Origin of the sequence: Ensifer sp. ENS03 (genome assembly GCF_014852035.1) — a bacterium.
In the GTDB taxonomy this organism is placed as follows: Bacteria; Pseudomonadota; Alphaproteobacteria; order Rhizobiales; family Rhizobiaceae; genus Ensifer; species Ensifer adhaerens.
In genome coordinates, this window is record NZ_JACVAV010000002.1 from 898,626 (window position 1) to 924,437 (window position 25,812).

At 63.2% G+C, this 25,812-nt stretch carries 24 protein-coding genes; 12 read left to right on the forward strand and 12 right to left on the reverse strand.

The features are described 5' to 3' along the window. Nucleotides 1-15 precede the first annotated feature (15 nt). Complete coding sequence (locus IB263_RS11120; RefSeq protein WP_034803445.1) at nt 16-369, reverse strand: DUF1428 domain-containing protein; 354 nt, start codon at nt 367-369, stop codon at nt 16-18. A gap of 159 nt (nt 370-528) precedes the next feature. On the opposite strand from IB263_RS11120, the gene IB263_RS11125 reads away from it, so the two are divergent. Continuing rightward, on the forward strand, nt 529-981 hold the full coding sequence (locus IB263_RS11125) for a VOC family protein (protein ID WP_192438488.1): 453 nt from the start codon (nt 529-531) through the stop codon (nt 979-981). A gap of 44 nt (nt 982-1,025) precedes the next feature. On the opposite strand, the gene IB263_RS11130 is transcribed toward IB263_RS11125, so the two are convergent. Next, complete coding sequence (locus IB263_RS11130; protein WP_034803436.1) at nt 1,026-1,595, reverse strand: membrane protein; 570 nt, start codon at nt 1,593-1,595, stop codon at nt 1,026-1,028. A 248-nt stretch (nt 1,596-1,843) separates the two neighbouring features. Between IB263_RS11130 and IB263_RS11135 the strand changes: the two genes are divergently transcribed. Then, the gene (locus IB263_RS11135) at nt 1,844-2,257 is read left to right on the forward strand and encodes a lysozyme inhibitor LprI family protein (protein WP_082566223.1); all 414 of its coding nucleotides are present in this window, start codon (nt 1,844-1,846) and stop codon (nt 2,255-2,257) included. Then, nucleotides 2,233-3,078 carry a DUF2066 domain-containing protein gene (locus IB263_RS11140; protein WP_192438489.1) on the forward strand — a complete coding sequence of 282 codons (846 nt, stop codon included), beginning with the start codon at nt 2,233-2,235 and terminating at the stop codon, nt 3,076-3,078. Before IB263_RS11135 ends, IB263_RS11140 begins: the two co-directional genes overlap by 25 nt. 55 nt (nt 3,079-3,133) lie before the next feature. Here the strand turns inward: IB263_RS11140 and IB263_RS11145 are convergent, their stop codons facing one another. The 3 genes from IB263_RS11145 to IB263_RS11155 form a co-directional block, all read right to left on the reverse strand. After that, the gene (locus IB263_RS11145) at nt 3,134-3,427 is read right to left on the reverse strand and encodes a GYD domain-containing protein (protein WP_034803438.1); all 294 of its coding nucleotides are present in this window, start codon (nt 3,425-3,427) and stop codon (nt 3,134-3,136) included. A 193-nt stretch (nt 3,428-3,620) separates the two neighbouring features. Beyond that, nucleotides 3,621-5,678, reverse strand: coding sequence for an RNA polymerase sigma factor RpoD (gene rpoD / locus IB263_RS11150; protein WP_034803439.1), 2,058 nt, complete (start codon nt 5,676-5,678; stop codon nt 3,621-3,623). Between the two features lie 462 nt (nt 5,679-6,140). Next, nucleotides 6,141-6,485, reverse strand: a complete 345-nt coding sequence (locus tag IB263_RS11155) for a GFA family protein (RefSeq protein WP_192438490.1) — start codon at nt 6,483-6,485, stop codon at nt 6,141-6,143. Between the two features lie 217 nt (nt 6,486-6,702). Here IB263_RS11155 and IB263_RS11160 point away from each other — a divergent pair, with 217 nt between their 5' ends. Beyond that, nucleotides 6,703-7,161, forward strand: coding sequence for a hypothetical protein (locus IB263_RS11160; RefSeq protein ID WP_112977231.1), 459 nt, complete (start codon nt 6,703-6,705; stop codon nt 7,159-7,161). Nucleotides 7,162-7,199: 38 nt separating this feature from the next. Here IB263_RS11160 and tdh read toward each other — a convergent pair whose 3' ends face one another. The 3 genes from tdh to recQ form a co-directional block, all read right to left on the reverse strand. Then, a complete protein-coding gene (tdh, locus tag IB263_RS11165) occupies nt 7,200-8,234 on the reverse strand; it encodes an L-threonine 3-dehydrogenase (protein ID WP_060611193.1) in 1,035 nt (344 codons plus the stop codon). An 11-nt stretch (nt 8,235-8,245) separates the two neighbouring features. Then, nucleotides 8,246-9,433 carry a glycine C-acetyltransferase gene (locus tag IB263_RS11170; protein WP_192438491.1) on the reverse strand — a complete coding sequence of 396 codons (1,188 nt, stop codon included), beginning with the start codon at nt 9,431-9,433 and terminating at the stop codon, nt 8,246-8,248. A gap of 201 nt (nt 9,434-9,634) precedes the next feature. After that, nucleotides 9,635-11,512, reverse strand: a complete 1,878-nt coding sequence (gene recQ, locus IB263_RS11175; RefSeq protein WP_060606797.1) for a DNA helicase RecQ — start codon at nt 11,510-11,512, stop codon at nt 9,635-9,637. Between the two features lie 194 nt (nt 11,513-11,706). Between recQ and IB263_RS11180 the strand changes: the two genes are divergently transcribed. Beyond that, nucleotides 11,707-12,546: a glycosyl transferase gene (locus IB263_RS11180; protein WP_210338234.1), complete on the forward strand. Its 840-nt coding sequence runs from the start codon at nt 11,707-11,709 to the stop codon at nt 12,544-12,546. A gap of 52 nt (nt 12,547-12,598) precedes the next feature. Here the strand turns inward: IB263_RS11180 and dnaG are convergent, their stop codons facing one another. Further along, entirely contained in the window at nt 12,599-14,611 is a 2,013-nt protein-coding gene (dnaG, locus tag IB263_RS11185; RefSeq protein WP_060518677.1) for a DNA primase, read from the reverse strand. A 215-nt stretch (nt 14,612-14,826) separates the two neighbouring features. Between dnaG and IB263_RS11190 the strand changes: the two genes are divergently transcribed. Then, on the forward strand, nt 14,827-15,732 hold the full coding sequence (locus tag IB263_RS11190) for a hypothetical protein (RefSeq protein WP_246810994.1): 906 nt from the start codon (nt 14,827-14,829) through the stop codon (nt 15,730-15,732). A 6-nt stretch (nt 15,733-15,738) separates the two neighbouring features. On the opposite strand, the gene IB263_RS11195 is transcribed toward IB263_RS11190, so the two are convergent. Continuing rightward, complete coding sequence (locus IB263_RS11195) at nt 15,739-16,188, reverse strand: GatB/YqeY domain-containing protein (RefSeq protein WP_034789028.1); 450 nt, start codon at nt 16,186-16,188, stop codon at nt 15,739-15,741. 328 nt (nt 16,189-16,516) lie between these two features. On the opposite strand from IB263_RS11195, the gene carA reads away from it, so the two are divergent. Next, nucleotides 16,517-17,722 (forward strand): glutamine-hydrolyzing carbamoyl-phosphate synthase small subunit, encoded by a 1,206-nt coding sequence (gene carA / locus IB263_RS11200; protein WP_034788670.1) that lies wholly within the window; start codon nt 16,517-16,519, stop codon nt 17,720-17,722. An 82-nt stretch (nt 17,723-17,804) separates the two neighbouring features. On the opposite strand, the gene IB263_RS11205 is transcribed toward carA, so the two are convergent. Next, nucleotides 17,805-18,695 carry a LysR substrate-binding domain-containing protein gene (locus tag IB263_RS11205; protein WP_060606786.1) on the reverse strand — a complete coding sequence of 297 codons (891 nt, stop codon included), beginning with the start codon at nt 18,693-18,695 and terminating at the stop codon, nt 17,805-17,807. Nucleotides 18,696-18,811: 116 nt separating this feature from the next. Here IB263_RS11205 and IB263_RS11210 point away from each other — a divergent pair, with 116 nt between their 5' ends. From IB263_RS11210 to IB263_RS11220, 3 genes are all read left to right on the forward strand, one after another. Beyond that, on the forward strand, nt 18,812-19,573 hold the full coding sequence (locus IB263_RS11210; RefSeq protein ID WP_192438492.1) for an SDR family oxidoreductase: 762 nt from the start codon (nt 18,812-18,814) through the stop codon (nt 19,571-19,573). A gap of 38 nt (nt 19,574-19,611) precedes the next feature. Continuing rightward, nucleotides 19,612-20,478 (forward strand): NAD(P)-dependent oxidoreductase, encoded by an 867-nt coding sequence (locus IB263_RS11215; RefSeq protein WP_192438493.1) that lies wholly within the window; start codon nt 19,612-19,614, stop codon nt 20,476-20,478. 165 nt (nt 20,479-20,643) lie between these two features. Next, a complete protein-coding gene (locus IB263_RS11220; RefSeq protein WP_060518687.1) occupies nt 20,644-20,949 on the forward strand; it encodes a hypothetical protein in 306 nt (101 codons plus the stop codon). A gap of 129 nt (nt 20,950-21,078) precedes the next feature. On the opposite strand, the gene IB263_RS11225 is transcribed toward IB263_RS11220, so the two are convergent. Further along, entirely contained in the window at nt 21,079-22,281 is a 1,203-nt protein-coding gene (locus tag IB263_RS11225; protein ID WP_112772253.1) for a pyridoxal phosphate-dependent aminotransferase, read from the reverse strand. A 458-nt stretch (nt 22,282-22,739) separates the two neighbouring features. Here IB263_RS11225 and IB263_RS11230 point away from each other — a divergent pair, with 458 nt between their 5' ends. Together IB263_RS11230 and IB263_RS11235 are read left to right on the forward strand one after the other, a co-directional pair. Further along, nucleotides 22,740-25,094 (forward strand): marine proteobacterial sortase target protein, encoded by a 2,355-nt coding sequence (locus tag IB263_RS11230; RefSeq protein WP_192438494.1) that lies wholly within the window; start codon nt 22,740-22,742, stop codon nt 25,092-25,094. After that, complete coding sequence (locus tag IB263_RS11235; protein ID WP_371814079.1) at nt 25,084-25,752, forward strand: class GN sortase; 669 nt, start codon at nt 25,084-25,086, stop codon at nt 25,750-25,752. Before IB263_RS11230 ends, IB263_RS11235 begins: the two co-directional genes overlap by 11 nt. Nucleotides 25,753-25,812 lie beyond the last annotated feature (60 nt).

The following is a 25,812-nucleotide window of genomic DNA, read 5'->3' on the forward strand; positions in this document are numbered from 1 at the left end:
GTCGCGGTGGCGTGCCTACATCTCCAGGAAGGTCTCGAAGCCGCCATAGATCATGCGCTTGCCGTCGAACACCTGCTTCCAGGCATCGCCCTGCAGCCGCGGATCGGCCATGACCTTGGCAACGATCGCGTCGCGCTCGGCGCGGGATTTGTAGGTGATCCAGGAGAACACCACCGTCTCATCGTCCTTGGCCTGCACCGAGCGGGGAAAGGACGTCACTTCGCCATAGGGCGCGTCATCCGCCAGGCATTCGGTGTAGGCGAGCGCGCCGTGCTCCATCCACACCGCACCCGCCGCCTTCGCCATCGCCTTGTAGGCCTCGATATTCGCCTTCGGCACGGCAACGATAAAGCCATCCACATAGGTCATCGACATAGTCTCCTCTGTTCGTTCTACGAGCATAGGACGCAGGACGGCCAAGAGTTCCGACATCGGGACGGAATTTTCTTTCAAGTGCGGCGCTGCTTTTGTCGGAACCGCGCTTCCCCGTTCGTCCTTGGCCGGTAGCATCCAAATCGGGAGACACCCATGCAGAAGATCACGCCGTTTCTCTGGTTCGACGATCAGCTGGAGGACGCCATCGCTTTCTACACCGCCATTTTCCGCAACAGCCGCATCACCGACGTGAAGCGGGGCCCCGACGGCAGGGCCTTTACCGCATCCTTCGAGCTCGAGGGGCAGCACTTCATGGGGCTCAACGGCGGGCCGCATTTCAAGTTCAGCGAGGCCGTGTCGTTCTTCCTGCGCTGCACCGACCAGGCGGAAGTCGACTACTTCTGGGAAAGGCTCTTGGACGGCGGCACGCCGCAGCATTGCGGCTGGCTGAAGGACAGGTTCGGCCTTTCCTGGCAGATCATCCCGGACGCCCTGATGCGTCACCTCGGCGATCCTGATCCGGCGCGTGCGGCCCGCGCCCAGCAGGCGATGATGGGCATGGTGAAGATCGATGTCGCGGAACTTGATCGCGCAGCCGCTGGTTAAGCGGAAGAACGGTCCCCTGGCGCCGGCTCAACCGGGCTGCGGCGTCAGCTGCCGCAGCCTCTGAGCTGCTTGCTGTAGACCTGGGCCATGCCGGCCGCCCGCTTGGCGCCGTTCTTGGCCGTATCGCTCCAGTTGCCTCGGGAATAGCCGCCGTGGCCATGGTAATAGGCGATGTAGAGCCTGTAGGCGTCGTTGAGGGCGATGCCGTTCCGCTGGGCACTTTCGCGATGGTACCAGGCGATGAAGCGAATCGCGTCGCCGAAGTCCGAACGCCGCGCTGCCCAGCGGCCGGTCTCGCTCTGATAGCGCGCCCAGGTGCCGTCGAGCGCCTGGGAATAGCCGTAAGCCGTCGAAGCGCGCGTCCAGGGGATGAAGCCGAAAAGCTTGGTGCGTGGCGGACGGGCATTATGGCGGAAGCCGGATTCGGTGTAGATCGTCGCCATCAGGATCGGCACGGGCACGCCGTATTCACGCTGGGCGCTATAGGCTTCCCGGCGCCAATTGTTGAAAAGGCCATCTTGCTGCTCGAAAACCGCGCAGGCATTCCGGGTGTCTCTCGGCACCGTTCCGCAGCCGGCAAGCAACAGGAGGACGACGACAAATACGCAACGCATCGCAGAACCTCTTGCTTCCCGCAGCACGGCTTGCGCGCAAGGCAATGCCGCGGGAAAAATGCTCGAACACCACGGGCCGCCCGTCGGGGCCGCGGCGCTCCAGAGATTGATAAAACGTAAACCTTAAGGATCTCTTTTGATTCAAAGGAGAACCATCGAAGGCCCGGCCATTGAACTTTCGCCACCGGAGGTTTTACGATCCACGGGAGACATGCCGCGCCAGCCATTGGGCGCAAAGGAGCGTATCGATGAAAATATCCGCCTTGATGGTGCTCGCCTTCACCGGCTTGTTCGCCGCGACTGGCCTCGCACGCGCCGACGAATGCGCCGATGCGAGCGACCAGGCGACGATGAATGCCTGCGCCGACAAGGCGCTGAAGGCCTCCGACGCCGAACTGAACGCCCTTTACAAGCAAATCCAGGGACGCCTGAAGGACGATGCCGACAAGACGAAGCTGCTGGTTGCCGCGCAAAGGGCCTGGATCGCCTATCGCGATGCCGAATGCGATTTCGCAAGCTCGGGCGTTGCCGGCGGCTCCGCCCAGCCGATGATCACGCTTGAATGCCGCGACGATCGCACACAGAAGCGCGTCGCCGACTTCAAGACCTATCTGAGCTGTGAGGAGGGCGATCTCAGTTGCGTCCTGCCGCCGGCAAACTGATCCGGAAAAGAGCGACGGTCACGGCGCTCGTAGCGGCGCTTCTCTGCCACGCCGGCAGCAACGCCGGGGCGGCAGATATCGACGCGCTTTATCAAAGTGACGCGATCGTCACGGGCACGGGTGAAGCCAACCGTGCGATCGGTTTTCGCGACTGCCTGCGTGAAGTGCTCGTCAAACTATCCGGCGATCCGACGATCACAGAGGCGCCCCGGTTTGCTGCAGCGGAGGCCAAGGCCGGCAGCTTCGTCTCGACCTTCTCCTACCGCGATCGCCTCGAAGGCATCCCGATCCATGACGAACAGGGCACGCACGACCGCCCGCATGACCTCACCTGCCGGTATCAGCCAGCAACGCTGGACCCGCTTCTCGCAGAACTCGGCCGCAAGCCATGGCTCTCCCCTCGCCCGGCGATCGCCGTATGGCTGGCGGTCAAGGACCAGAAGCGCCGCTTCGTGCTGACACGCGACAGCAGTGAAAGTCCCTATATGGCGGATTCGCTTGAGGCAGCTGCAAAGCCGCTGGCGCTTTCGACCGTGCTGCCGGATGCGGCGACCGTAACCGCCCGGAAACCCGCGCTCGACACCCTGCCGCAAGCGGATCCGGCGCAGCTCTTTTCACCCGTGACACAATCCGACGGCGACGTGCGGCTCATCGGCACGCTCGTCTGGTCCGACGCCGCCCGTGGCTGGATCGCCCAATGGCAGATGGACGCGGGCGGCAAGCGTTACCGTTGGCAGTTGAGCGGCATCAGCTTTGACGACGCCTTTCGCAACGCCATGCGCGGCGCGGCCCGCATCCTCTCGGGAAACGGCGCGCCGTGAACGACGCATCTGGCGTTGTGGCCGCGATTATCCTCACGGCCGCAACACCGGCTGTTCATCCAAGCGAGGCAATCAGTTCGCGATAGGCAGCCTCAGGGAAGGCTTTCAGCGTCGTCGAGCGCACATTGCCGGCCATGCCAAGCGTGAGCGCGAAGCGTGCGGCCACCGCATCGTCAGGCGCTTCGACGATGGCCACCATGTCGTAGTCACCCATGGTCAGGAAGAAATGCTTGAAGGAGCCGCCCATCTCGCCGAGCACATTCCGTGCGAGGTCGAGCCTCTTCGGGGAATCACGCACATTCTTGACGCCCTGCTCGGTCCAGTTGAGGAGCATGACATACGTCGTCATCTGACACCTCCACGGGGGCACGCTTCACGCCCGCGGTGCGATTGCTCCCGCGTACAAGACGGGGTGCCCCAGATTACTGCGAAGGGGCGACTATACTCCCCGGCGAAAGCGCCCACAATAAATCGCATGGGTGAGGCGGAAACGAAAAAGCCGGGCACGTGGCCCGGCTTTCGATCTTTCCATGTACCCGACTTTAGCTGTCGAGGAAGCTTCTGAGCTTCCTGGAGCGGCTCGGATGCTTGAGCTTGCGGAGCGCCTTCGCCTCGATCTGACGGATACGTTCGCGGGTAACCGAGAACTGCTGGCCGACTTCTTCGAGCGTGTGGTCGGTGTTCATGCCGATGCCGAAGCGCATGCGCAGAACGCGCTCTTCGCGCGGCGTCAGCGAGGCGAGAACGCGGGTGGTTGTCTCGCGCAGGTTCGCCTGGATGGCGGCGTCGATCGGCAGCAGTGCGTTCTTGTCCTCGATGAAATCGCCGAGGTGCGAATCCTCTTCGTCACCGACAGGCGTTTCGAGCGAGATCGGCTCCTTGGCGATCTTCAGGACCTTGCGGACCTTTTCGAGCGGCATGGCGAGCTTTTCGGCCAGTTCTTCCGGCGTCGGCTCGCGGCCGATCTCGTGCAGCATCTGGCGCGAGGTGCGGACGATCTTGTTGATCGTTTCGATCATGTGCACCGGGATGCGGATCGTGCGGGCCTGGTCGGCGATCGACCGGGTGATCGCCTGACGGATCCACCAGGTGGCATAGGTCGAGAACTTGTAACCGCGGCGGTATTCGAACTTGTCGACCGCCTTCATCAGGCCGATGTTGCCTTCCTGGATGAGATCGAGGAACTGCAGGCCGCGGTTGGTGTACTTCTTGGCGATGGAGATGACGAGGCGCAGGTTCGCTTCGACCATTTCCTTCTTGGCGATACGCGCTTCGCGCTCGCCCTTCTGCACCATGGATACGATACGGCGGAACTCGGCGATCGAGATGCCGGTTTCCGTGGCCAGATTCTGGATCTCCTGGCGGATGTCGCGGATCGTCTGGTTTTCGCTCTTGGCGAATTCCTTCCAGCCCTTGCCGGCCAGGTTGCTGATCGACTTCATCCAGTTCGGATCAAGTTCGGCGCCCGAATACTGCTCCAGGAACGAGTCGCGCTTGACGCCGTAGGATTCTGCAAGACGCAGCAGACGGCCTTCGTTCTGCATCAGGCGCTTGGAGATGTCGTAGAGCTGCTCGACCAGGCTGTCGACGCGGTTCTGGTTGAGCGACAGCGACTTGACCGCCTTGATCAGCTCGTCCTTGAGTTCCTTGTAGCGGCGCTCCTGGGCGGGCGACAGCGTGCCGGTGGCAGCAAGGCGGGCTTCCACCTGCTGGTCCTGCAGCTTGCGCAGCTTCTTGTAGGTCTCCGCGATGATGTCGAGGGTTTCCATGACCTGCGGGCGCAGTTCCGCTTCCATCGCGGCGAGCGAGAGGTTCGACTCGTCGTCGTCTTCCTCTTCCTCCTCGGCCGGCATGACATCGCCGCCGACATTGGTGATGTCGTCGTCGTTGGCAGGCGAGCGAACCTTGCGGGTCTTTTCCTTTTCCTCGGCAGCCTTGCGGTCGGCCTCGATCTTTTCCGGGCTCTGGAACTGCGGAGCAGCCTTGGCCTCGGGACCGGAATAGGTGGTCTCGAGATCGATGATCTCGCGCAGAAGCGTCTGGCCTTCGTTCAGTTCGTCGCGCCAGATAATCAGCGCCTGGAAGGTCAGCGGGCTCTCACAGAGACCGGCGATCATTGTCTCGCGGCCAGCCTCGATGCGCTTGGCAATCGCGATTTCGCCTTCGCGCGACAGAAGCTCGACCGAACCCATTTCGCGCAGGTACATGCGAACCGGGTCGTCAGTGCGATCGGTCGGTTCCTTCTTCTTGCTGGTCGCAAGCGAAGTACCGCTGGAAGGGGCCAGTTCGCCGCCTTCGCTTTCGTTATCGTCGTCGCTGGCCTCATCGTCGCCGCCGCCAGCAGCTTCTTCGGCTTCCTCGTCCTCGATCACGTTGATGCCCATGTCGGACAGCATCGCCATCGTGTCTTCGATCTGTTCGGAGGTGACTTCCTCGGACGGAAGGACGGAGTTCAACTCGTCCATCGTCACGTAGCCGCGCTTCTTGGCAGCCTTGATCATCTTCTTGACAGCGTCATCGGAAAGATCGAGAAGCGGGCCGTCCGGAGCGCCTTCGCGTTCTACGTCAGCTTCTTCGTTTTCTTTGACTTTGGTTGCCATTTAGTTCGTCGCTTTCCTTGTCGCAACCGGCGTGAGCCCGGTGCCAATGCCGCTCGAAGGTCCGGGTGCGCCGCGCACCCGCCACCGAATCATTTCCCCTGACGTAACGGGATGATGTTTAATTCCTGTTTAACCACGAGTGTACTCGTGGCAAAGCGGACAAGCTCCGACAGTCCTGCCACTGAAACGTCTCTGGCATGATTCCCTAACCGCCGTGTCATCTCGCCATTTCTTATTCGGAAATGGTGATTCCCAGAATTTTCGATCCCGTCAAGCATTTCCGCTGAAAAACCGGATGATTCGGTAAAAATCACCGTTCCTGTCGCTTTTTGGGGTTTATCAGCTTCCGCTGAAGATGTAGGCGCTGCCCGCCAAAAGACAAGGGTAGCAACAATTTAATCGGCAAGGTCTCGTTGTGCCATATGCGCACGCGCAACCAGGACTGCATTTTTCGGTCCGGTGCTAAACCGATCGGCCGTCGTATTTGACGACTTTCACCGCCTCGATATCGAACTCCGGCAGGCAGCGTAGGTTGATCGCCGCCATCTTCCCACGCGGCCCGTCGCCCTCACCGAATGGCGCGATTCCGCAGGCGTCGCAGAACCGGTGCTGGATCACATGCTTGTTGAAGACATAGGTCGAGAGGTCCTCTTCCGGCGTCGTCAGCGTCAGCTTGTCGCGGGCAACGAAGGCGAGCAGTCCGCCGCGACGACGGCAGAGCGAGCAATTGCAGTCGATCGCTTCGCCAAATTCCCCTTCCACCTCGAAGGCGATCTTGCCGCAATGACAGCTTCCCTCATAACGCATGCATGCATCTCCTCTACTTCCCGGTGCGACGACGTCTCCACTGCCATCAAGATAGAGCCTCCCTGCCCTCAAGCAAGCGCAGGCGGCAGCCAGGCATGTGCACGCAAAACGATTCCCGAAGGAGCCCATTGGCGAGGAAAAATCGCAAGATTATTCCGGCTTTTTGCTTGCGCTTGACCTGATCGCGCAGGACCTTCGCACCGAAACGGAGGCTCGAATGCTCATCAAGGAAACCGACGCCATGCGGGCGTTATCGATCGGTCGGCGGCTCACCATTCCAGACGTCAAGACGGAAAGCGCCATGCTGGCGCCTCTCATCGAGGCGGAGATGGAACGTGCAGGCATGATGCCCGCAGGTCCCTGGATCTTCATCGCGAACGATCTACCGAAAAACGCCAAGACGCCGTTCGACTGGCGCATCTGCCGCCCGGTCACGGGCGGCAAGGATTATCGCGGCGCGCTCGATCTGATCGAACTGGAGCCGATCATGGTGGCGTCCACGCTGCACCAGGGTCCGATGCGCAGCCTTTTCACCCAGGGCTACGCGCCGCTGGTCGCAAAGATCGAGATGTCCAGGCACAATTTCTCCGGCGAGAGCCGCGAGATTTACCACCGCTGGGCGGGCCAGGGCGCCCGCTATCACGAGATCGAGATCCAGTTCGGCCTCGCCAACTGAACCGCCGACCCTCACGGGGTACGCCGGCCCTTGCGGCCCTACCAGTCCATGACGACCTTTCCGGAATTGCCGGAGCGCATGGCCTGAAAGCCGTCGCGGAACTCGTCGATCTTGATGCGGTGGGTGATGACGGGGGCAAGGTCGAGCCCGCCCTGCACGAAGGCGATCATCTTGTACCAGGTCTCGAACATCTCGCGGCCATAGATGCCCTTGAGATTGAGCATCTTGAAGATCACCTTGTTCCAGTCGATCTCGAAGCCGGCCGGCGCAATGCCGAGAATGGCGATCTTGCCGCCATTGTTCATCTTGTCGATCATGTCGCGGAAGGCAGGGGCCGCACCGGACATTTCCAGCCCGACGTCAAAACCTTCGGTCATGCCGATCGCCTTCATCACGTCGGCAAGGTTTTCCTTCGAGGCATCGACGACATGGTCGATGCCGACGCTTTTCGCGAGCGCCAGCCGCGTCGGGTTGATGTCGGTGATCACCACCTTGCGCGCGCCCGAACGCTTGGCGACCAGCGCCCCCATGATGCCGATCGGCCCGGCGCCGGTCACCAGCACGTCCTCGCCGACGAGATCGAAGGAGAGTGCTGTGTGCACGGCATTGCCGAACGGATCGAAGATCGCCGCGATCTCGTCGGGCACATCCTCCGGGATCGGCACGACGTTATACTCCGGCAGGCAGACGAACTCGCCGAACGAGCCCGGCCGGTTGACGCCGACGCCGAGCGTGTTGCGGCACAGATGCCCGCGGCCGGCCCGGCAGTTGCGGCACTTGCCGCAGACGATGTGGCCCTCGCCCGAGACCCGCTCGCCAACATGGTACTTGGTGACGGCCGAGCCGACCTCGGCGATCTCGCCCATGAACTCGTGACCAACGACCATCGGCACCGGAATGGTTTTTTGCGCCCACTGGTCCCAGTTCCAGATGTGCACGTCGGTGCCGCAGATCGCCGATTTCTTCACCTTGATCAGCACGTCGTTCGGGCCGATCTCCGGCACCGGCACGCGCTCCATCCAGAGGCCCTCTTCCGGCTTCGACTTCACCAGCGCCTTCATCATGTTCGTCATCAGTCTCTCCCTCAGATCACGCCGAGGTCGCGGCCGACCTCTTCGAAGGCGGCGATTGCCCGCCGGACGTCCGCTTCACTATGCGCTGCCGACATCTGCGTGCGGATGCGCGCCTGGCCCTTCGGCACCACCGGGAAGGAGAAGCCGATGACATAGACGCCCTTCTTCAGCATGCGCGCCGCCATCTCCTGGGCGAGTGCGGCATCACCGAGCATCACCGGGATGATCGGGTGGCCCTCACCGGCCAGCGTGAAGCCGAGCTTGGTCATCTCGGTGCGGAACAGCGCCGCATTGGCATAGAGCCGTTCGCGCAAGGCATCGCCGTTGTCGATCAGGTCGAAGACTTTGAGCGAGGCGGCGGCAATGACCGGCGCCAGGGTGTTGGAAAACAGATAAGGGCGCGAGCGCTGCCTGAGCCAGTCGACGACTTCGGCCTTGGCCGAGGTGTAGCCGCCCGAGGCGCCGCCGAGCGCCTTGCCGAGCGTGCCGGTGATGATGTCGATGCGGCCCTCGACGCCGCAATGCTCGGCCGAGCCGCGGCCGTTCTTCCCGACGAAGCCGACCGCATGGCTGTCGTCGACCATGACCATGGCGCCATATTTGTCGGCGAGATCGCAGACGCCCTTAAGATTGGCGATGATGCCGTCCATCGAGAACACGCCATCGGTGGCGATCAGCTTGAAGCGGCTGCCCTCGGCCTTCTTCAGTTCCTCCTCCAGCGCCGCCATGTCGTTGTTGGCGTAGCGGAAGCGCCTGGCCTTCGACAGCCGCACGCCGTCGATGATCGAGGCGTGGTTGAGCGCGTCGGAGATGATCGCATCCTCTTCGCCGAGCAGCGTTTCGAACAGGCCGCCATTGGCGTCGAAACAGGAGGAATAGAGGATCGTGTCTTCCAGGCCGAGGAAGGACGAAATGCGTGCCTCCAGCTGTTTATGCTCCTCCTGCGTGCCGCAGATGAAGCGCACCGAGGCCATGCCGTAACCGTAGCGGTCGAGCGCCTGTTTGCCGGCCTCGGCCAGCTCTTCACTGTCGGCAAGGCCGAGATAGTTGTTGGCGCAGAAGTTGAGCACCCGCTCGCCCGAGGCGACCTTGATCTCACCCGCCTGCTTCGAGGTGATCACACGCTCCGACTTGTACAACCCGGCCGTCTTCAGGCCCTCGAGTTCTGAACGGAGATGGGTGAGGAAGGCTGAAGTCATGGCGCTCTCGCTTCAAGAAAACATCGCATGCCTGACGAGTATCATGACGGCTTTTGACTTGCAGCAAAATCCGGCGCTCGGCCGAATCCAGCGTAAAAACGACAGGCCATTTCAAGGCGCGATGGCGGGCCGGACATATTATGTCGCAAAGCGCTTCGCCACAGCCATTTTCCGACGACGGAGACGCGGGGCCCACCGCCATCACCCGTCGAGATACCCGTCGATGACCGCCAGAAATGCCTCGCCGTAGCGTTCGCGTTTGCTTTCGCCGATACCGGGAATGTCGAGCAGTTCATCGAGGTCGCGCGGGCGTTCCTTGGCAAGCGCAATCAAGGTCGCATCGGGGAAGACGACATAGGGCGGGACGTTCAGATCCTTGGCGATCGAGAAGCGCTCGGCGCGCAGCAGTTCGAAAAGTTCGAGATCGGACCCGGCCAGATCGGCCCGTTCGCGCTGCGATCCCGACTTGGCGCCGCGCGCCGCCTTGCCAGAGGTCGGGCGGTCCTTGCGGAAAAACACCTGGCGCTCGCGCTTGAACACCGCACGCGCCTCCGCCTCGAGCTTCATCGCGCCGAAGGCAGCGTGGTCGACGCTGATCAGGCCCGCCGCCAGCAATTGCCGGAAGACCGATTGCCAGGTGCGAGCCGGCAGGTCCTTGCCGACGCCGAAGACGGGCATGTCGACATGGCCGAAGCGCTCGGTCTTCTCGTTGACCGTGCCCATGAGCACATCGACCACATGGCCGGTGCCGAAGCGCTCGCCGGTGCGATAGACCGCGGCCAGCGCCTTGATCGCCGCTTCCGTCCCGTCCCAGGTCTCGACCGGCTTCAGGCAGGTGTCGCAATGGCCGCAACGGCCGGGATGGGCCTCGCCGAAATGCGCAAGGATCGCCTGGCGGCGGCAGCCGGCCGTCTCGCAGATCGCCAAGAGCGCATTGAGCTTGCCGCGCTCGATGCGCTTGATGTCATCCGCCGCTCCACCCTCGTCGATCATGCGGCGGCGCTGCAGCACATCGGCCATGCCATAGGCCATCCAGACCTCAGAGGGCTGCCCGTCACGACCGGCGCGGCCGGTCTCCTGGTAATAGGCCTCCACCGATCCCGGCAGGTCGAGATGGGCGACATAACGCACGTCGGGCTTGTCGATGCCCATGCCGAAAGCGACGGTCGCAACGAGGCAAAGGCTCTCTTCTTTCAGGAAGGCGTCCTGATGCCTGTCGCGGAGCGTGCGGTCCATGCCGGCATGATAGGGCAGCGCCCGGATGCCTTGCGCGTTCAGCCATTCGGCCGTGTCCTCGACCTTGGCGCGCGACAGGCAATAGACGATGCCGGAGGCCCCTTTGAAGCGGGAGAGAAAGCGCAGCAATTGCTGGCGCGGCTGGTCGCGCTCGACGATTTCATAGGCGATGTTCGGCCGGTCGAAGCTGGTGGTAAACACCTCGGCATTGCTGAGCGCCAGCCGCTCGACGATGTCGTCGCGGGTGTGCGGATCGGCGGTGGCGGTGAGCGCGATGCGCGGCACGCCGGGATAGCGCTCGGCTAGCAATCCGAGCGCGCGGTACTCGGGGCGGAAATCATGGCCCCATTGCGAAACGCAGTGCGCCTCGTCGATGGCAAAAAGCGCGATTCGGGCATTGCCTATGAGATCGGCGAAGCCGTCGGTGACGGTCCGCTCCGGCGTCACATAGAGAAGGTCGAGCGTTCCGTCGTGGATCTGGCGCCTGACCGCAATCGCCTCCTCGCGCGTTAGCGACGAATTCAGCGCAGCCGCATTGACGCCAAGCTGTTTCAGCGCCTCCACCTGATCGCGCATCAGCGCGATCAGCGGCGAGACGACGACACCCAATCCGGGCCGGCAGAGCGCCGGAATCTGGAAGCAGAGCGACTTGCCGGCGCCAGTCGGAAAGAGAACGACGGCATCGCCGCCAGCGGTCACATGCTCGACCACTGCCTGCTGCTTGCCGCGAAAGGCGGAATAGCCATAGACGCGTTTCAGCACGTCGAGCGGTGCCTGGCCGGCTTCGTCGAAGAGCTTGCTGGCAGCGCTTCTTGAGGGCGTCGCCCTTTCGACGAACTCCATCACATCTCCTTCGGGAATCAGCTTAGGCCATCATGGCCAGATGCGCAGGCAATGCCATAGCCCTTGCCGCAACTGAAGAGACAAGGGCTGTTTTTCCCCGCAGGCCCTGCTGCGCTTCACCGGGGATTGCCCCGACAGCTTGACCTTGATAACGCATCGGTACTTTAGTGGCGCGCAGAAATCGGGACGTGATTATGGCAAATATTCTAGCGGCGAGCGGCGGCGTCAAGCAGATCATCTGCATCAACTGGGGTACGAAGTACGGCGCACCGTTCATCAACCGGCTCTACGCCATGGTGGCGCGCAACATCACCCCGCCCTTCACCTTCACCTGCTTTACCGACAATCGCGACGGCCTGCGTCCGGAAATCCTGTGCGAGGATTTGCCGCCGCTGGACATCGGCGAAATGCCCAAGAACACGCCCGGCATCTGGCAGAAGTCGCGGCTGTGGGGGCCGAAGCTCGGCAATCTCAAAGGCCCCGTCCTGTTCCTGGACCTCGACCTGGTTATCGTCGGATCGCTCGATGGTTTCTTCGAGGAGGGAGAACCGGACGACGTCATCCTCGCCCGCAACCAGACGACGCCGTTCGAGCGCCTCGGCCAGACCTCGCTGTTTCGCTATCCAGTCGGCAAGCTGGTGCCGTTGCAGGAGAAGTTCCGCGCCGACCCGCAAGGCATTGCCGACGAATACCGTTTCGAGCAGCGCTTCGTCACGCGCAATGCGCCGGGCGGGACCAAACTTTTCCCCCGCCGCTGGGTCCTGCATTTCCGGCAGGACTGCCGCCGGCCGTTCCCGCTCAACTTTTTCCTGGCACCCCGACTGCCCAAGGACGCGCGCGTCGTGCTGTTCCCGCGCAACCTCCTGCCGCAGCATGCGATCGAAGGCCGCTTCGGCAAGAAGGACAAGGTCTCCACCCCGCTTGGCCATATCCTCGGGCTGTTTGCATCCGACCGTTACGAGAAGAATGCGTTTCGCTATCTCCGGCACTACCTTCGCCCATCGCCATGGGTGGCCGATCATTGGCGCGAATAGTCTAGACTTCGCCGAGAACAGGCCTGCTTTCGCTGCGGGGAAAACCCAGCAGCTAGCGCGCCGCCGGCCCCTTCACGCGGCCTGAAAGCACGCCGAAGCCCTCGATGATCGCTTCCTGGTTTTCAAGCCGCGTCACTTCGTGCTGCACTTCCTGAAGCGTGCGCAAAAGCTGTGGCACGGCTTCGAGGTCGCCCTCCTCGGTCGCATGGGCCAGTTCGCGTTCGAGCTCGCGCACCTGCCAGTGCAATGCCTTCGAGCGCTGGTGCAGTGCCAGCGCCTGCAGATATCCTTCGCGGGCGTCCTCGGGCGCGGCCGCCGTTGTCGCGGTCCAGAGCCGCGCATAGCGGATCTGCTGGTCGATCGCGGTAATCAGCGCACCAAAACCCTCCGCCTGCAATTGTTCGAGCAGATCCTCGCGGTTCAACCGCGGCCCCTGCGCAGCCGCAGCGTTCAGCACCGCCGCCCAGCAGCGCTGCAGCTCGCGGTGGTCGAACTCGATCGTCGAGATCTCGTCATATTCGTCGAACAGCAATTGCGGGTGGTTGACGATGGTGAGTGCCAGAACGCTCTCTCTCAGAAGCGGCGCCACCTGCTGTCCGCTGACCAGTGTCGAGCGCGCCAGCCGGTCGGAGATTGCCGTCGGCCCGCTCGCATTCGGCCCCCGTGGCTGACCGGCACCGCGTGCTCCGCCGCCACCGCCTTGGCGACCGCCGCGTTCAAACGGACGCCGCTCGCCCCGCCCTGCCCCTGAGGATTGCAGGAAGGCGTGAAGCCGGTCGCGCATGTCCTGGCCATAGTGCCGGCGCACGCTTTCGTCGGCGATCACGGATGTCACCTGCTTCAGCCGTGCTTCGAGCTCGGCGCGCTTTTCCGGCGTGTCGAAAGCGCCGCCCTGGACCTCGCGCTGCCAGACCATCTCGGCGAGCGAACGGGCGTTGGCGAGCACCTTGTCGAAGGGTCCACGGCCCTCCTGACGCACGAGGTCGTCGGGATCCTTGCCGTCGGGGAGCATGGCGAAACGGACCGAACGGCCGGGCTTCAGATGCGGCAGCGCCAGGTCGACGCCGCGGTTTGCGGCACGAATGCCCGCCCCATCGCCGTCGAAGCAGAGCACCGGCTGCGACGTCATCTTCCACAAGAGATCGAGCTGGTTTTCGGTGAGCGCCGTGCCGAGCGGCGCAACGGCGTTTTCGACGCCCGCCTGATGCAGCGCGATCACGTCCATGTAGCCTTCGACGGCGATGATCGTTCCGGCCGCATCGTCCTGCCCGACGTCACGTGCGGCTCCTTGCGAAGCACGGCGCGCGCGGGCGAAATTGTAGAGCACGTTGCCCTTGTGGAAGAGCTCGGTCTCGTTCGAGTTCAGATACTTGGCCGGCGCGTCCGGCGACATGGCGCGGCCGCCAAACGCGATGACCTTCTCGCGCGACGACAGGATCGGGAACATGATGCGGTCGCGGAACCGGTCGTAGGAAACCGGCACGTCCGGCCCGTGCACAACGAGGCCGCAGGCCTCGATCTGTTCCTTGCCGACGCCCTTGCCGGCGAGATGTTCCTTGAGCGCGTTGCGGCTGTCGGGCGCGTAGCCCAAACGAAAGGTCTCGATCGTGCGCCCCGTCAGCCCGCGCTCGCGCAGATAGGCGCGCGCCTTGGCGCCGTTGGCCGTCTGGAGTTGGTCCTCGAAGTACGCGGTCGCCAGCTCCATCACGTCGAGCAGGCTTGTACGTTCCTTCTCCCGGCGCTCTGCCTGCGGATCCGGTTGCGGCATGGCAACGCCCGCCATGTCGGCAATCTGCTGCACGGCTTCGGGAAAGCTCAGGCCTTCGAGATCGGTGAGAAAGCGGAAGTGGTCACCCGAGACACCGCAGCCGAAGCAATGGTAGCGGCCCTTGCGGTCCTCGCAGTGGAAGCTCGGCGACTTCTCGCCGTGAAAGGGGCAGCAGGCCCAATAGTCGCCGCGCGAGACGTTGGTCTTGCGCCGGTCCCAGCTAACGCGCTTGGCAATCACGTCCGAAATCGGAACGCGATCGCGTATCTCGTCAAGAAAGGACTGTGAAAAGCGCATGGATACCTCTGGTCGATCCTCCATATAGGCGGCATGGCCGGCGGGCGCTACAACAGTGATCCTGCTTGCACGCTATTCACAGGAGCGAAACGGGAATCGCACGCCGGACGCCCAATCAAAAGTTGTGTATGAATATTTTCTGAAGACCAAAAGTAGCACTTGACACCCCTTTGACGAAAAGGATCAATTCGCCGTCTCGAATTGGATCACTTGCCATGGCCATTTCCGTCAAAGTGCTCGCCTCCAGTCCGGCTTTCTTCGGCGCGGTGCTGAGCTATGCGCGCGGCATGGTGGAGATGTATGCGGCAAACCCGCGGCTCGCCTCGATCTTTGCCTCGCAGCAGCGCTGGCTGATGGCCCAATCCGGGCTTGCACTTTATCACGACCGCGATCCGGATGATCCCTCGAGCGGCCTCTACAGCGGCCGTTTCATCAACTATGCCGTCATGCACGGGATAGCCAGCCGCAACACCGCGGCATCCTTCGTGCAGGAAATGGTTACCTACCGCTTCGCCCGCTACATCACGGTGCAGCCAGACAAGCGCAGCCGGCCGCTGGAGCCTACCGAGGCAGCACTCGACTATGTCTGGAAATGGATGCAGTCCCATCTGGCCATCCTCGACGCCTTCGATGGCCAGTCGCGGCTGGCACGGCTAAGCGAAGAGCAGGCCCAGTTCGGCCGGCTGCAGGCCGCCGTCGCCCACGCGCTTGTCGGCAACGACACGGTCCGTCGTCCAGGCCCGACCTTCGACCTCTTCACCTGGGTCAATTCCGGGGGCGTGGTGATGGACGATCTCTTTTCCCGCATCGGCGCCTTCGACCCCGAGGCAGAGCGCCTCGCCATCGGGCCGGTTTCGCCGAACGATCTCAGCGAACGCTTCATCATCTCCAAGACCCACCTCAAGCGGATCTTCGACAAGGCAGCCCTTTTGGGCAATATGGGGTGGGAGCGGTCGCCCGGACGCGGCGCGGTCTGGCTGTCCAAAGCCTTCATCCGTGAATACTGGGATTATCAGGCGGAGAAGTTCGCGCTCATCGATCGCGCATTCGAAGCGACGTTTCCGGCGAAAGCCGAGGTGGCGGCGCCCGTCTTATCGCAACGGGCGGCGGCACTGACTTGAGCGGAACTACTTGAGCAGTTCCTTCACCAGGCCGGAGGCCTTGGCGAAGTCCATCTGCCCGGGATAGCGCTCCTTGAGCACGTTCATGCACTTGCCCATATCACGCAGGCCATGTGCGCCGGTTTCGGCGATGACCGAGGCGCAGAGTTCCTTCACCTTTGCCTCCGGAAGCTGGGCCGGCAGGAACTGGTTGATGATGACGATTTCCTCACGCTCCTGCGCGGCAAGCTCCGGCCGGCCGGCGTCGTCGTAAATACGAGCCGATTCTTCGCGCTGCTTGATCATCTTGGCGAGGATCTGCAGGATGTCGTCATCGCTGACCGGGTCCTTGCCGAGGCCCCGATTGGCAATGTCCCGATCCTTGATCGCCGCCTGGATCAGCCGCACGGTCGAGGTACGCCGTGCGTCCTTGGCTTTGAGGGCTTCCTTCAGTGCGTTAGCGAACAGGTCGCGCATGTCCATACTCCATGTCAAAACCGGCCCGCGGTGCTCTGCCCGGAACCGGTTCGAAACCATCATTGTTGTCGTCGTCTTAAACCAGTGTAACAGGCGCAATCAAACGGAATACGCAACCGCTTGAATTATAAGGAATTTTATTTCCCGACAATTCACAGCGGCCGGTTGACCCGGCTAAGCGCTTTGGGTATTTTCCCGCACCTGCACAACATCGGCATGAGAGCACTTTTCCGCGGGGTTTCCGCGCGTCCATGCCTGAGCAAAGAAATGGCGATCGACTGCCGGGCTTTCAAGCCCCCGCGCTCCACGCCGCAACGGGATAGGAACGATGACCGCGACACCCGCATGGACCACTGAAAAACCAACCGCACTGCTCGTTCTGGCCGACGGCACCGTGATCGAGGGCAAGGGCATCGGCGCGACCGGCAAAGTGCAGGCGGAGGTCTGCTTCAACACGGCGCTGACGGGCTACCAGGAAATTCTGACGGACCCCTCCTATCTCGGCCAGATCGTCACCTTCACCTTCCCGCACATCGGCAACATTGGCGCCAATGACGAAGACATCGAAGACCTGACGCCGGCAGCACGCCACGGCGCGGTCGGCGTCATCTTCAAGGCCGACATCACCGAGCCGTCCAACTACCGCGCCGCCAAGCACCTCGACGCCTGGCTGAAGGCCCGCGGCATCATCGGCCTTTGCGGCATCGACACCCGCGCGCTCACCGCCTGGATCCGCGAAAACGGCATGCCGAACGCCGTCATCGCCCACGACCCCTCGGGCGTCTTCGATATCGAGACGCTGAAGAAGGAAGCCAAGGCCTGGAGCGGCCTCGAAGGCCTCGACCTTGCCAAGGTCGCGACCTCCGGCCAGTCGTCGCGCTGGGACGAGCAGCCCTGGGTCTGGAACGAAGGTTATTCGACGCTCGGCGAAACCGATGCCGCCTACCATATCGTCGCGCTCGACTACGGCGTGAAGCGCAACATCCTGCGCCTCTTTGCCGGCCTCAACGCCCGCGTCACGGTCATGCCGGCCACGACCAGCGCCGACGAAGTGCTGGCGCAGAAGCCGGATGGCATCTTCCTGTCGAACGGCCCCGGCGACCCGGCAGCAACCGGAAAATACGCCGTGCCGGTCATCCAGGACCTGCTCAAGACCGACATCCCGGTCTTCGGCATCTGCCTCGGCCACCAGATGCTGGCGCTGGCACTCGGCGGCAAGACCGAAAAGATGCACCAGGGCCACCACGGCGCCAACCATCCGGTCAAGGACCACACCACCGGCAAGGTCGAGATCGTCTCGATGAACCACGGCTTCGCGGTGGATTCGAAGTCGCTGCCGCAAGGCGTTGATGAGACTCACATTTCGCTCTTCGACGGCACCAATTGCGGCCTGCGCGTCGCCGGCAAGCCGGTGTTCTCGGTCCAGCACCACCCGGAAGCCTCCCCCGGCCCGCAGGACAGCCACTATCTCTTCCGCCGCTTCATGAACCTCGTGCGCGAGAAGAAGGGCGAACCGGCGCTCGCAGAGCGCTAAGCGACCGACCGAGACAAGCTTCGAAGGCCCGCTCCTAGCGGGCCTTTTCTTTTCGAGCATGCGCCTTCGCTGCCGCCCAGCCTCACTCTCCTGGCAGATGCGTGACGATGAAGTCGACGACGGCGCGAACCGACGGCAGTTGCCCGCGCCGATGCGGCATCAACAGCGTCGTCGTCACGCTGCCTGCCTCCCAATCGGCAAGCACACGCACAAGACTTCCAGCCTCGATTGCAGCCCGACAGATCTTTCTCGGTAGCGCGGTGATGCCAAGACCGGAGACGGCGGCCTCGAGCAACACGTTGGATTCGTCTGCGAGGAACCGCGGCATGGGGCGCACCCTGACGACCACGCCCGCGTCGTTGCGCATCGTCCATCCCTCCGAGGTCAGGGAGGCCAGCAGCCCGTCGTGGCGCGAAAGGTCGCTCGGTTCGCGCGGGTGCCCGCGATTTTCCAGGTAGGCGGGCGCTGCCACGAGCAGGATGGCATCGTTTGCCACCCGCCGCTGCACCATGCCGGAATCAGGCAGCGGTGCGAAGTGATCGCGCACCGCGATGTCGAAGCCCTCCTGCACCACATCGACGAAACGGTCCGTCGCGTGCAGCATCACCCGCATCTTGGGATAGGCCTGCGCCAGCGGCGGCAGCAGCCCCGCCAGCATCATCTGAGCCGTCGGCACAGAGGCGGTGATCCTCACCGTTCCGCTCGGTTCGGCAAGGCGCCCCTTGACGATGGCTTCGGCCGCCTCCGCCTCTATCAACATCGCCGAGGCATGCCGGTAGAAATCCTCGCCTATCTCCGTCACGGTGAAGCGACGCGAAGTTCGGTTGATCAGCCGGACGCCAAGCGTCTTTTCCAGCTCGGCCACGCGCTTGCTCAGCGTCGATTTCGGCACGTTCAGCGCCCGCGCCGCCGGCGCGAACCCCTTGTGATCGACCACATGGGCAAAGACGATGAAGTCGTTGAGATTGCGCATCGCGGGCCTCCAATGTCTACAAGCGTGGACGATACATCCACGTTTGCCCATCTTACGCAATATCGTCCACGAAATTATCTCTTCCTCATCGAAGCCTGATATCGAAGGAAACGACAATGGGTATCTATCAAGACAAGAAAGCCGTCGTCATCGGCGGCACGCATGGCATGGGTCTGGCGACGGTCGAGCGGCTCGTCGACGGCGGCGCCGAGGTGCTTCTGACCGGAAACAACGAAGAGAACCTCGCCCGGATCCAGCAGCGCTTCGGCGACCGCGTTCATGCGGTAAAGTCAGATATCGCCGATCTCGGCGAGATCGCTGTACTCGGGGCGACGGTCGGGCAGAAGCTGGGTTCGATCGATCTCCTGCACGTCAACGCCGGCACATCGCTGCTCGAGCCATTCGACCAGGTGACGGAGGCCTCCTACGATCGCCAGTTCACCATCAACACCAAGGGTGCCTTTTTCACCGTCCAGCGGCTGGCGCCTCTGATCCGCGGCGGCGGCTCGATCGTCTTTACCTCGTCGGTTGCTGATGTCGGCGGCCATCCGGGAATGGCGGTCTATAGCGGCAGCAAGGCGGCGCTGATCTCGTTTGCCTCCGTCTTTGCCGCCGAGCTTCTGCCGCGCGGCATAAGGGTCAACTCGGTCAGCCCCGGCTTCATCGATACGCCGACCAAGGGCGTGGCGGGCGTCACCGACGCCGAACGTGCCGAGTTCAAGACGCTCGGCGATGCGATCACCCCGATGGGCCGCAACGGCACGGCGGACGAAGTCGCCCGCGCCGTGCTGTTCCTCGCCTTCGATGCCACCTTCACCACCGGCGCACGCCTCACCGTCGACGGTGGCCTCGGCCAGCAATTGTCGCCGGCGGCCTGAAGCGGGCCAGAGCGGGGAACCAGGAGCGGAGAATCACGATGTCCAAATCCATCGCCATCATCGGCCTCGGCGCCATGGGCACGGCACTTGCCAAAACCCTCATCGACGCGGGCAACACCGCCACCGTCTGGAACCGTACGTCCGCGCGGGCCGACGCGCTGGTTGCCCGCGGCGCTCGCCGGGCAGCAACGGTCACCGAAGCCATTGCGGCCAGCGATATCCTCATCCTATGCCTCACCGACTACGCCGCCGTCGAAACGACGCTGGCAGATGTCGGCCCCATGCTCGCAGGCAAGACCGTCATCAACCTCACCAACGGTCGCCCGGATGAAGTCCGGGCGGTCGCGGCCCGCGTTGAAGCGTACGGCGCACGCTATCTCGACGGAGGAATCATGGCGACGCCGCCGATGATCGGCACACCGGATGCCTTCATTCTCTATAGTGGCAGCGCCGATGCTTTCGAAAAAACCAGGGAGCAATTGGCCGCCTTCGGCCAGAGCCACTATCTCGGCGAGGATCCTGTTCTCGCCGCGGTCAGCGACCTCGCCTTGCTGTCGGCGATGTACGGTCTCTTCGGCGGCTATCTGCACGCAACCGCGCTCGCCGGCAGCGTCGGCTTCACCGCGAAGCAGTTCCTGCCGCTGGTCGAGCCCTGGCTTGCCGCGATGATGACGGCGCTGCCTGATTATGCCGAACGGATCGACAGCGGCGACCACGGCCGCGACGTGATGTCGAACCTCTCAATGCAATCGGTGGCGATCACCAACATCGTTGCCGCAAGCCGCAGCCTGGGCATCGATCCGGCCTTCATGGAGCCGATCGAAAGGCTGGCAAAAAAGCGCCTCGCCGCCGGCTTTGGCAGCGACGAGGCCTCCGGCCTCATCGAGGCGATGCGCGGCAAATAGAGGGCGGCCCCAGCGGTCCGGATGCAAGCGCACGCCGATGATGCTCGCCAACGCGCCGCAAGCAAACAACAAGCAGATGGCCCGCGGTCGAAACGCCGCGGGCCATCTGCTTGTTGTTGACCCTCGGCCACCCTTCGCGCATCCTCACCGCAACTGGAGGTGACGATGATTACAGGTCCACAGTGCCGCGCCGCCAGGGCGCTGATCGAAATTTCGCGCGAAATGCTTTCAAGCTTTTCCGGCGTCGACGAGGAGACGATCCTCAAGTTCGAGCGCAAGCTGGAGAAACCCGGCGACGCCGTGATCCTCTCGTTGAAGCATGCGCTCGAAAATGCCGGCGCGGTGTTTCTGCCGGAGGGCGAACGCGGCATCGGCGTACGGCTGAAGTTCACCCGCTCCGAGGCCCGCCGCCTCTCGATCCTCGAAAGCGAGGGTGGCATCGTTGGCGACGACGAGGTTCCCGGCGCCTGAGAATGAAACCTGATTTCAAGGCCTTAGCCGGCCGACTTGAATCAGTATGGCCAACGGTTGAATCGCTTTACGAACGAAAAAACCCGCCGTTGCCGGCGGGTTCTTTTTTTGAAAGACGGTCGCCCGCGCTTACTTGCAGGCGGCGCAGAAGCGCTGGATGCGGCGGCAGGCTTCCTCGAGCTGGGCTTCCGAGGTCGCATAGGAGATGCGGAAGTTCGGGCCGAGGCCGAAGGCCGAACCGTGGACGACGGCGACGCCTTCGGATTCCAGCAGTTCCGACACGAAGTCTTCGTCCGTCTCGATGACCTTGCCCGACGGCGCGGTCTTGCCGATCAGGCCGGCGCAGGACGGATAGACGTAGAAGGCGCCTTCGGGCGTCGGGCACGAAATGCCCTTGGCCTGGTTCAGCATCGACACGACGAGATCGCGGCGGCCTTCGAAGATCTTCTTGTTTTCGGGAATGAAGTCCTGCGTGCCGTTCAACGCCTCGACGGCCGCCCACTGGGCGATCGAGGTGGCGCCCGAGGTCTGCTGGCCCTGGATCATGTCCATGGCCTTGATCAGCTGCAGCGGGCCGGCGGCGTAGCCGATGCGCCAGCCGGTCATGGCATAGGCCTTGGAGACGCCGTTCATCGTCAGCGTGCGGTCATAGAGACCGGGCTCGACCTCGACCGGGGTCGCGAACTTGAAGTCGCCATAGGTCAGGTGCTCGTACATGTCGTCGGTGAGGATCCAGACATGCGGGTGCTTCATCAGCACGTCGGTCAGCGCCTTCAGCTCGGCATGGCTGTAGGCGGCACCCGACGGGTTGGACGGCGAGTTGAAGATGAACCACTTGGTCTTCGGCGTGATCGCCTTGTCCAGATCTTCGGCCTTGAGCTTGAAGTTGTTTTCCTGCTTGGTCGAAACCGTCACCGGCGTGCCGCCGCACAGCGCCACCATCTCCGGGTAGGAAACCCAGTAGGGCGCCGGGATGACGACTTCATCGCCAGCGTTCAGCGTCGCCATGAAGGCGTTGAAAAGAATCTGCTTTCCGCCGGTGCCGACGATCGTCTGGGCGGCGGTGTAGTCGAGTTTGTTCTCGCGCTTGAACTTCTTGGCGATCGCTTCGCGCAGTTCCGGGATGCCGGAGACCGGCGTGTACTTCGTCTCGCCGCGATTGATCGCGTCGATGGCGGCCTTCTTGATATTGTCGGGCGTGTCGAAGTCCGGCTCACCGGCGCCAAGGCCGATGACATCGCGGCCTTTCGCTTTCAGCTCACGGGCTTTCTGCGAAACGGCGATGGTGGCGGAAGGCTTTACACGGGAAAGGGCATCGGCAAGGAAGGCCATGGGTGAAGGTCCTGATCGTTTCGAGACGAGGTGATCGCTACGGAACGAAAAGGCAGGCTCCATAGCGGTTAGGTCTATGTCGAAAGACGCCCGGTCTTGCAAGCGCCGGATAGGCAAAAACGCCGGAAACGCGGGCAAAAAGCGTCACCATGACAAAGTTTCATGAATGCGATCAGCATCGTCGATCGGAGGTCGCGACACCGAGCGATGCATCACCGTCCGTCGAGCGCCGACAAAACGGATTGTGGCACCCGTTCGAACGGCCACGAAACGTAACGGCCAGAAACGGTTGGTGATCGCGATTTATTCAAAAAAATCAGCGCAATCCCGCAATTTTTCAAATGCCATAATTTAGCCACCACAACTGTCGCGGAACGCCGCAATTCCGTCCAGCAACAGCCGGTTTCCGGGCTTTTCCTTCGATGATCCGAACACATTCGCATTACGGGGGTTATGCAATGTTTCTCGACGACGAAATCGCTTCCATGAAGACACGGCAGAGCGAAGCGCGCTGGGGCATGTACCTGGCGCTCGCAGCCCTTGCCGCCTGCATCCTGATGTTCATCGGCCTGATGACCCAGGCGACCGCGCAAACTGCTGATGCCAAGCCGCGGCAGCTGGCGGGCTACGTTCGCCCCAACGACATCGGCACCGGCGCCCTGCTCTTTCCGTCGAAGGAGCCGGGCTATTTCGTCGAGGCGCCGCGCCTTGCGACCGACGTTCAGATCGACGTCAACGGCCCGATCATGCGCACCCGCGTCACCCAGCGCTTCGAGAACCCGAGCAAGGGCTGGGTTGAGGGCACCTATGTCTTTCCCCTGCCCGAGGATTCGGCCGTCGACACGCTGAAGATGCAGATCGGCGACCGCTTCATCGAGGGTGAGATCAAGGCGCGTGAGGCGGCCAGGGAGATTTACGAGCAGGCAAAGGCCGAGGGCAAGAAGGCAGCGCTGCTCGAACAGCAGCGCCCGAACATCTTCACCAACCAGGTCGCCAATATCGGTCCCGGCGAAACGGTCGTCGTGCAGATCGAGTACCAGAGCGCGGTCCGCCAATCGAACGGCCTCTATTCGCTGCGTTTCCCCATGGTCGTGGCGCCGCGCTACAACCCGCAGCCGATCGTTCAGACCGTCGATCTCGACAGCCGCACCGGCTATGCCGTCAGCGACCCGGTCCCCAACCGCGAGAAGATCGAAGCGCCGGTCCTCGACCCCAAAGAGAACGCCAGGATCAATCCCGTCGCACTGACGGTGAACCTCAAGGCCGGCTTCCCGCTCGGCGAAGTGAAATCAGGCTACCACGACGTCGATATCGCCAATCTTGACGATCTCAGCCGCCGCGTGACGCTGAAGGGCGACAGCGTGCCGGCCGACCGCGACTTCGAGCTCAGCTGGAAGGCGATCGAGGGCAAGAGCCCCTATGCCGGCCTGTTCCGCGAGACGGTCGGCGGCAAGACCTATCTGCTCTCGTTTGTCACGCCGCCGGCAGCAGCAAACGAGGCCGGCGCCAAGCCGGTCAAGCGCGAGATCGTCTTCGTCATCGACAATTCCGGCTCCATGGCCGGCCCGTCGATGGAGCAAGCCAAGGAGAGCCTGGCGCTCGCGATCTCCAGACTGAAGCCCGAGGACCGTTTCAACGTCATCCGCTTCGACGACACCATGTCGGTGCACTTTCCCAAGCTGGTCGAAGCGACACCGGACAAGCGGGAGGACGCAATCGCCTATGTGCGCAGCCTGACAGCCGATGGCGGCACCGAGATGCTGCCAGCGCTGGAAGCGGCCCTCCGCACGCAAGGACCGGTCCAGCCCGGCGCGCTTCGCCAGGTGGTCTTCCTGACCGACGGCGCGATCGGCAACGAGACGCAGCTTTTCGAGGAGATCCAGAAGAACCGCGGCGAGGCTCGCGTCTTCACCGTCGGCATCGGCTCTGCTCCGAACAGCCACTTCATGACCAAGGCGGCCGAATATGGCCGCGGCACCTTCACGCTGATCGGCTCGGAGAGCGAGGTCGCCGCGCGCATGGGCGAGCTTTTCACCAAGCTCGAGAGCCCCGCAATGACCGATATCGCCGCGAGCTTCGAGGGCGCCTCGGCGAGCGACATCACCCCCAACCCGATGCCCGATCTTTATCGCGGCGAGCCTGTGGTGCTGACGGCCGAACTCGACGGCACCGCACCCGAAGGCAAGCTGCAGATCCTCGGCAAGGCCGGCGACCAACCCTGGCGGGTGGAGATGGACATCGCCAAGGCCTCGACCGGCAAAGGCATCGCCAAGCTCTGGGCGCGCCGCAAGATCGACGACCTCGAGGCGAGCGCGTCGACGATCGCCGACCCGGCGACCCTCGACAAGCGGATCGAGACGGTGGCACTTGCCCACCATCTGGTCTCCCGCGTGACCAGCCTCGTTGCCGTCGACGCGACGCCGTCGCGGCCCGCCAGCGAGAACCTGAGCGAAACGAAGCTGCCGCTCAATCTCCCCGCCGGCTGGGACTTCGGAAAGGTCTTCGGCGAAGCCCCTGTCGAGACTGTCCCCGGCAGAGTCGACGAACGTGACGCCGCGCTCGAAAGCCGAACCAAGCTTGCGATGGTCACGGCCGACCGCATGCTGGCCGCACCGACGGCGCGGGCGGCAGGTCTGCTCGCGGAAGCCAACAACCAGGTCGCCCTGCCGCAGACGGCAACGGAGGCCGACAAGCAGATCCTGATCGGCCTGATGCTGCTCGTCTTCGCGCTGCTTGCCGGCACGACCTTTGTCTACTGGCGGGCGCCGATCGCCGCCGTCGTGCTTGCCGGAGTGCGCCGCCGTGGCCGCTGACAAGGATCAGTCCGAGCCACGGCCGGGCTTTCTCGCCCGCCTCTCGGCGGTCGAAACGATCGTGCTCGCGATCATCTCGCTCATTGCCCTTGCCGGTCTGCTTCTGATCGGCAAGGGCTTCTACATGAAGGCCAAGGCCGAGGTCTCGCAGCTGCTTCTGAAGCGTACCTTCGAGGCGCAACTGCACGGCAACCCGGATGGCAAGCCCTGGCCCTGGGCCGATTTCCAGACGGCCGCGGAAATCTCGGCGCCTCGGATCAACCGCTCGGTGATCGTGCTCCAAGGCGCAAGCGGCGAAGCGCTGGCCTTCGGGCCCGCCTGGTTGACGACGACGCCACTGCCCGGCGACGAAGGTACCTCGGTCATCGCCGCCCATCGCGACACGCATTTTCGCTGGCTGAAGGACGTCAACCCCGGCGACCTTCTGGTGCTGACCCGCAAGGACGGCCGCCGCTTCCTGTTTAGGGCCGGCGAAAGCCGGGTTGCCCGCTGGGACGAAAGCGGCATCAACGCGTCCGCCAGCGGCCACCATCTGGCGCTCGCCACCTGCTGGCCCTTCGACGCGATCGAGCAGGGACCGATGCGCTACATCGTCGATGCAGAACTCATCGGCGAACAGCGTCCGGTACCGCTGACGACGGGCTCGATCTCGAAATAAACCGCTTTTGATCGGATGTGACTTGAACCGCTCCGTCGATCGCCCCAGCTTGCCTGCTGA

What these genes read in the sequence shown, in the direction of transcription:
- IB263_RS11120 (WP_034803445.1), bottom strand. Translation starts at nt 369, where the DNA reads ATGACCTATGTGGATGGCTTTATCGTTGCCGTGCCGAAGGCGAATATC.
- IB263_RS11125 (WP_192438488.1), top strand. Translation starts at nt 529, where the DNA reads ATGCAGAAGATCACGCCGTTTCTCTGGTTCGACGATCAGCTGGAGGAC.
- IB263_RS11130 (WP_034803436.1), bottom strand. Translation starts at nt 1,595, where the DNA reads ATGCGTTGCGTATTTGTCGTCGTCCTCCTGTTGCTTGCCGGCTGCGGA.
- IB263_RS11135 (WP_082566223.1), top strand. Translation starts at nt 1,844, where the DNA reads ATGAAAATATCCGCCTTGATGGTGCTCGCCTTCACCGGCTTGTTCGCC.
- IB263_RS11145 (WP_034803438.1), bottom strand. Translation starts at nt 3,427, where the DNA reads ATGACGACGTATGTCATGCTCCTCAACTGGACCGAGCAGGGCGTCAAG.
- rpoD (WP_034803439.1), bottom strand. Translation starts at nt 5,678, where the DNA reads ATGGCAACCAAAGTCAAAGAAAACGAAGAAGCTGACGTAGAACGCGAA.
- IB263_RS11155 (WP_192438490.1), bottom strand. Translation starts at nt 6,485, where the DNA reads ATGCGTTATGAGGGAAGCTGTCATTGCGGCAAGATCGCCTTCGAGGTG.
- IB263_RS11160 (WP_112977231.1), top strand. Translation starts at nt 6,703, where the DNA reads ATGCTCATCAAGGAAACCGACGCCATGCGGGCGTTATCGATCGGTCGG.
- tdh (WP_060611193.1), bottom strand. Translation starts at nt 8,234, where the DNA reads ATGACGAACATGATGAAGGCGCTGGTGAAGTCGAAGCCGGAAGAGGGC.
- IB263_RS11170 (WP_192438491.1), bottom strand. Translation starts at nt 9,433, where the DNA reads ATGACTTCAGCCTTCCTCACCCATCTCCGTTCAGAACTCGAGGGCCTG.
- recQ (WP_060606797.1), bottom strand. Translation starts at nt 11,512, where the DNA reads ATGGAGTTCGTCGAAAGGGCGACGCCCTCAAGAAGCGCTGCCAGCAAG.
- IB263_RS11180 (WP_210338234.1), top strand. Translation starts at nt 11,707, where the DNA reads ATGGCAAATATTCTAGCGGCGAGCGGCGGCGTCAAGCAGATCATCTGC.
- dnaG (WP_060518677.1), bottom strand. Translation starts at nt 14,611, where the DNA reads ATGCGCTTTTCACAGTCCTTTCTTGACGAGATACGCGATCGCGTTCCG.
- IB263_RS11190 (WP_246810994.1), top strand. Translation starts at nt 14,827, where the DNA reads ATGGCCATTTCCGTCAAAGTGCTCGCCTCCAGTCCGGCTTTCTTCGGC.
- IB263_RS11195 (WP_034789028.1), bottom strand. Translation starts at nt 16,188, where the DNA reads ATGCGCGACCTGTTCGCTAACGCACTGAAGGAAGCCCTCAAAGCCAAG.
- carA (WP_034788670.1), top strand. Translation starts at nt 16,517, where the DNA reads ATGACCGCGACACCCGCATGGACCACTGAAAAACCAACCGCACTGCTC.
- IB263_RS11205 (WP_060606786.1), bottom strand. Translation starts at nt 18,695, where the DNA reads ATGCGCAATCTCAACGACTTCATCGTCTTTGCCCATGTGGTCGATCAC.
- IB263_RS11210 (WP_192438492.1), top strand. Translation starts at nt 18,812, where the DNA reads ATGGGTATCTATCAAGACAAGAAAGCCGTCGTCATCGGCGGCACGCAT.
- IB263_RS11215 (WP_192438493.1), top strand. Translation starts at nt 19,612, where the DNA reads ATGTCCAAATCCATCGCCATCATCGGCCTCGGCGCCATGGGCACGGCA.
- IB263_RS11220 (WP_060518687.1), top strand. Translation starts at nt 20,644, where the DNA reads ATGATTACAGGTCCACAGTGCCGCGCCGCCAGGGCGCTGATCGAAATT.
- IB263_RS11225 (WP_112772253.1), bottom strand. Translation starts at nt 22,281, where the DNA reads ATGGCCTTCCTTGCCGATGCCCTTTCCCGTGTAAAGCCTTCCGCCACC.
- IB263_RS11230 (WP_192438494.1), top strand. Translation starts at nt 22,740, where the DNA reads ATGTTTCTCGACGACGAAATCGCTTCCATGAAGACACGGCAGAGCGAA.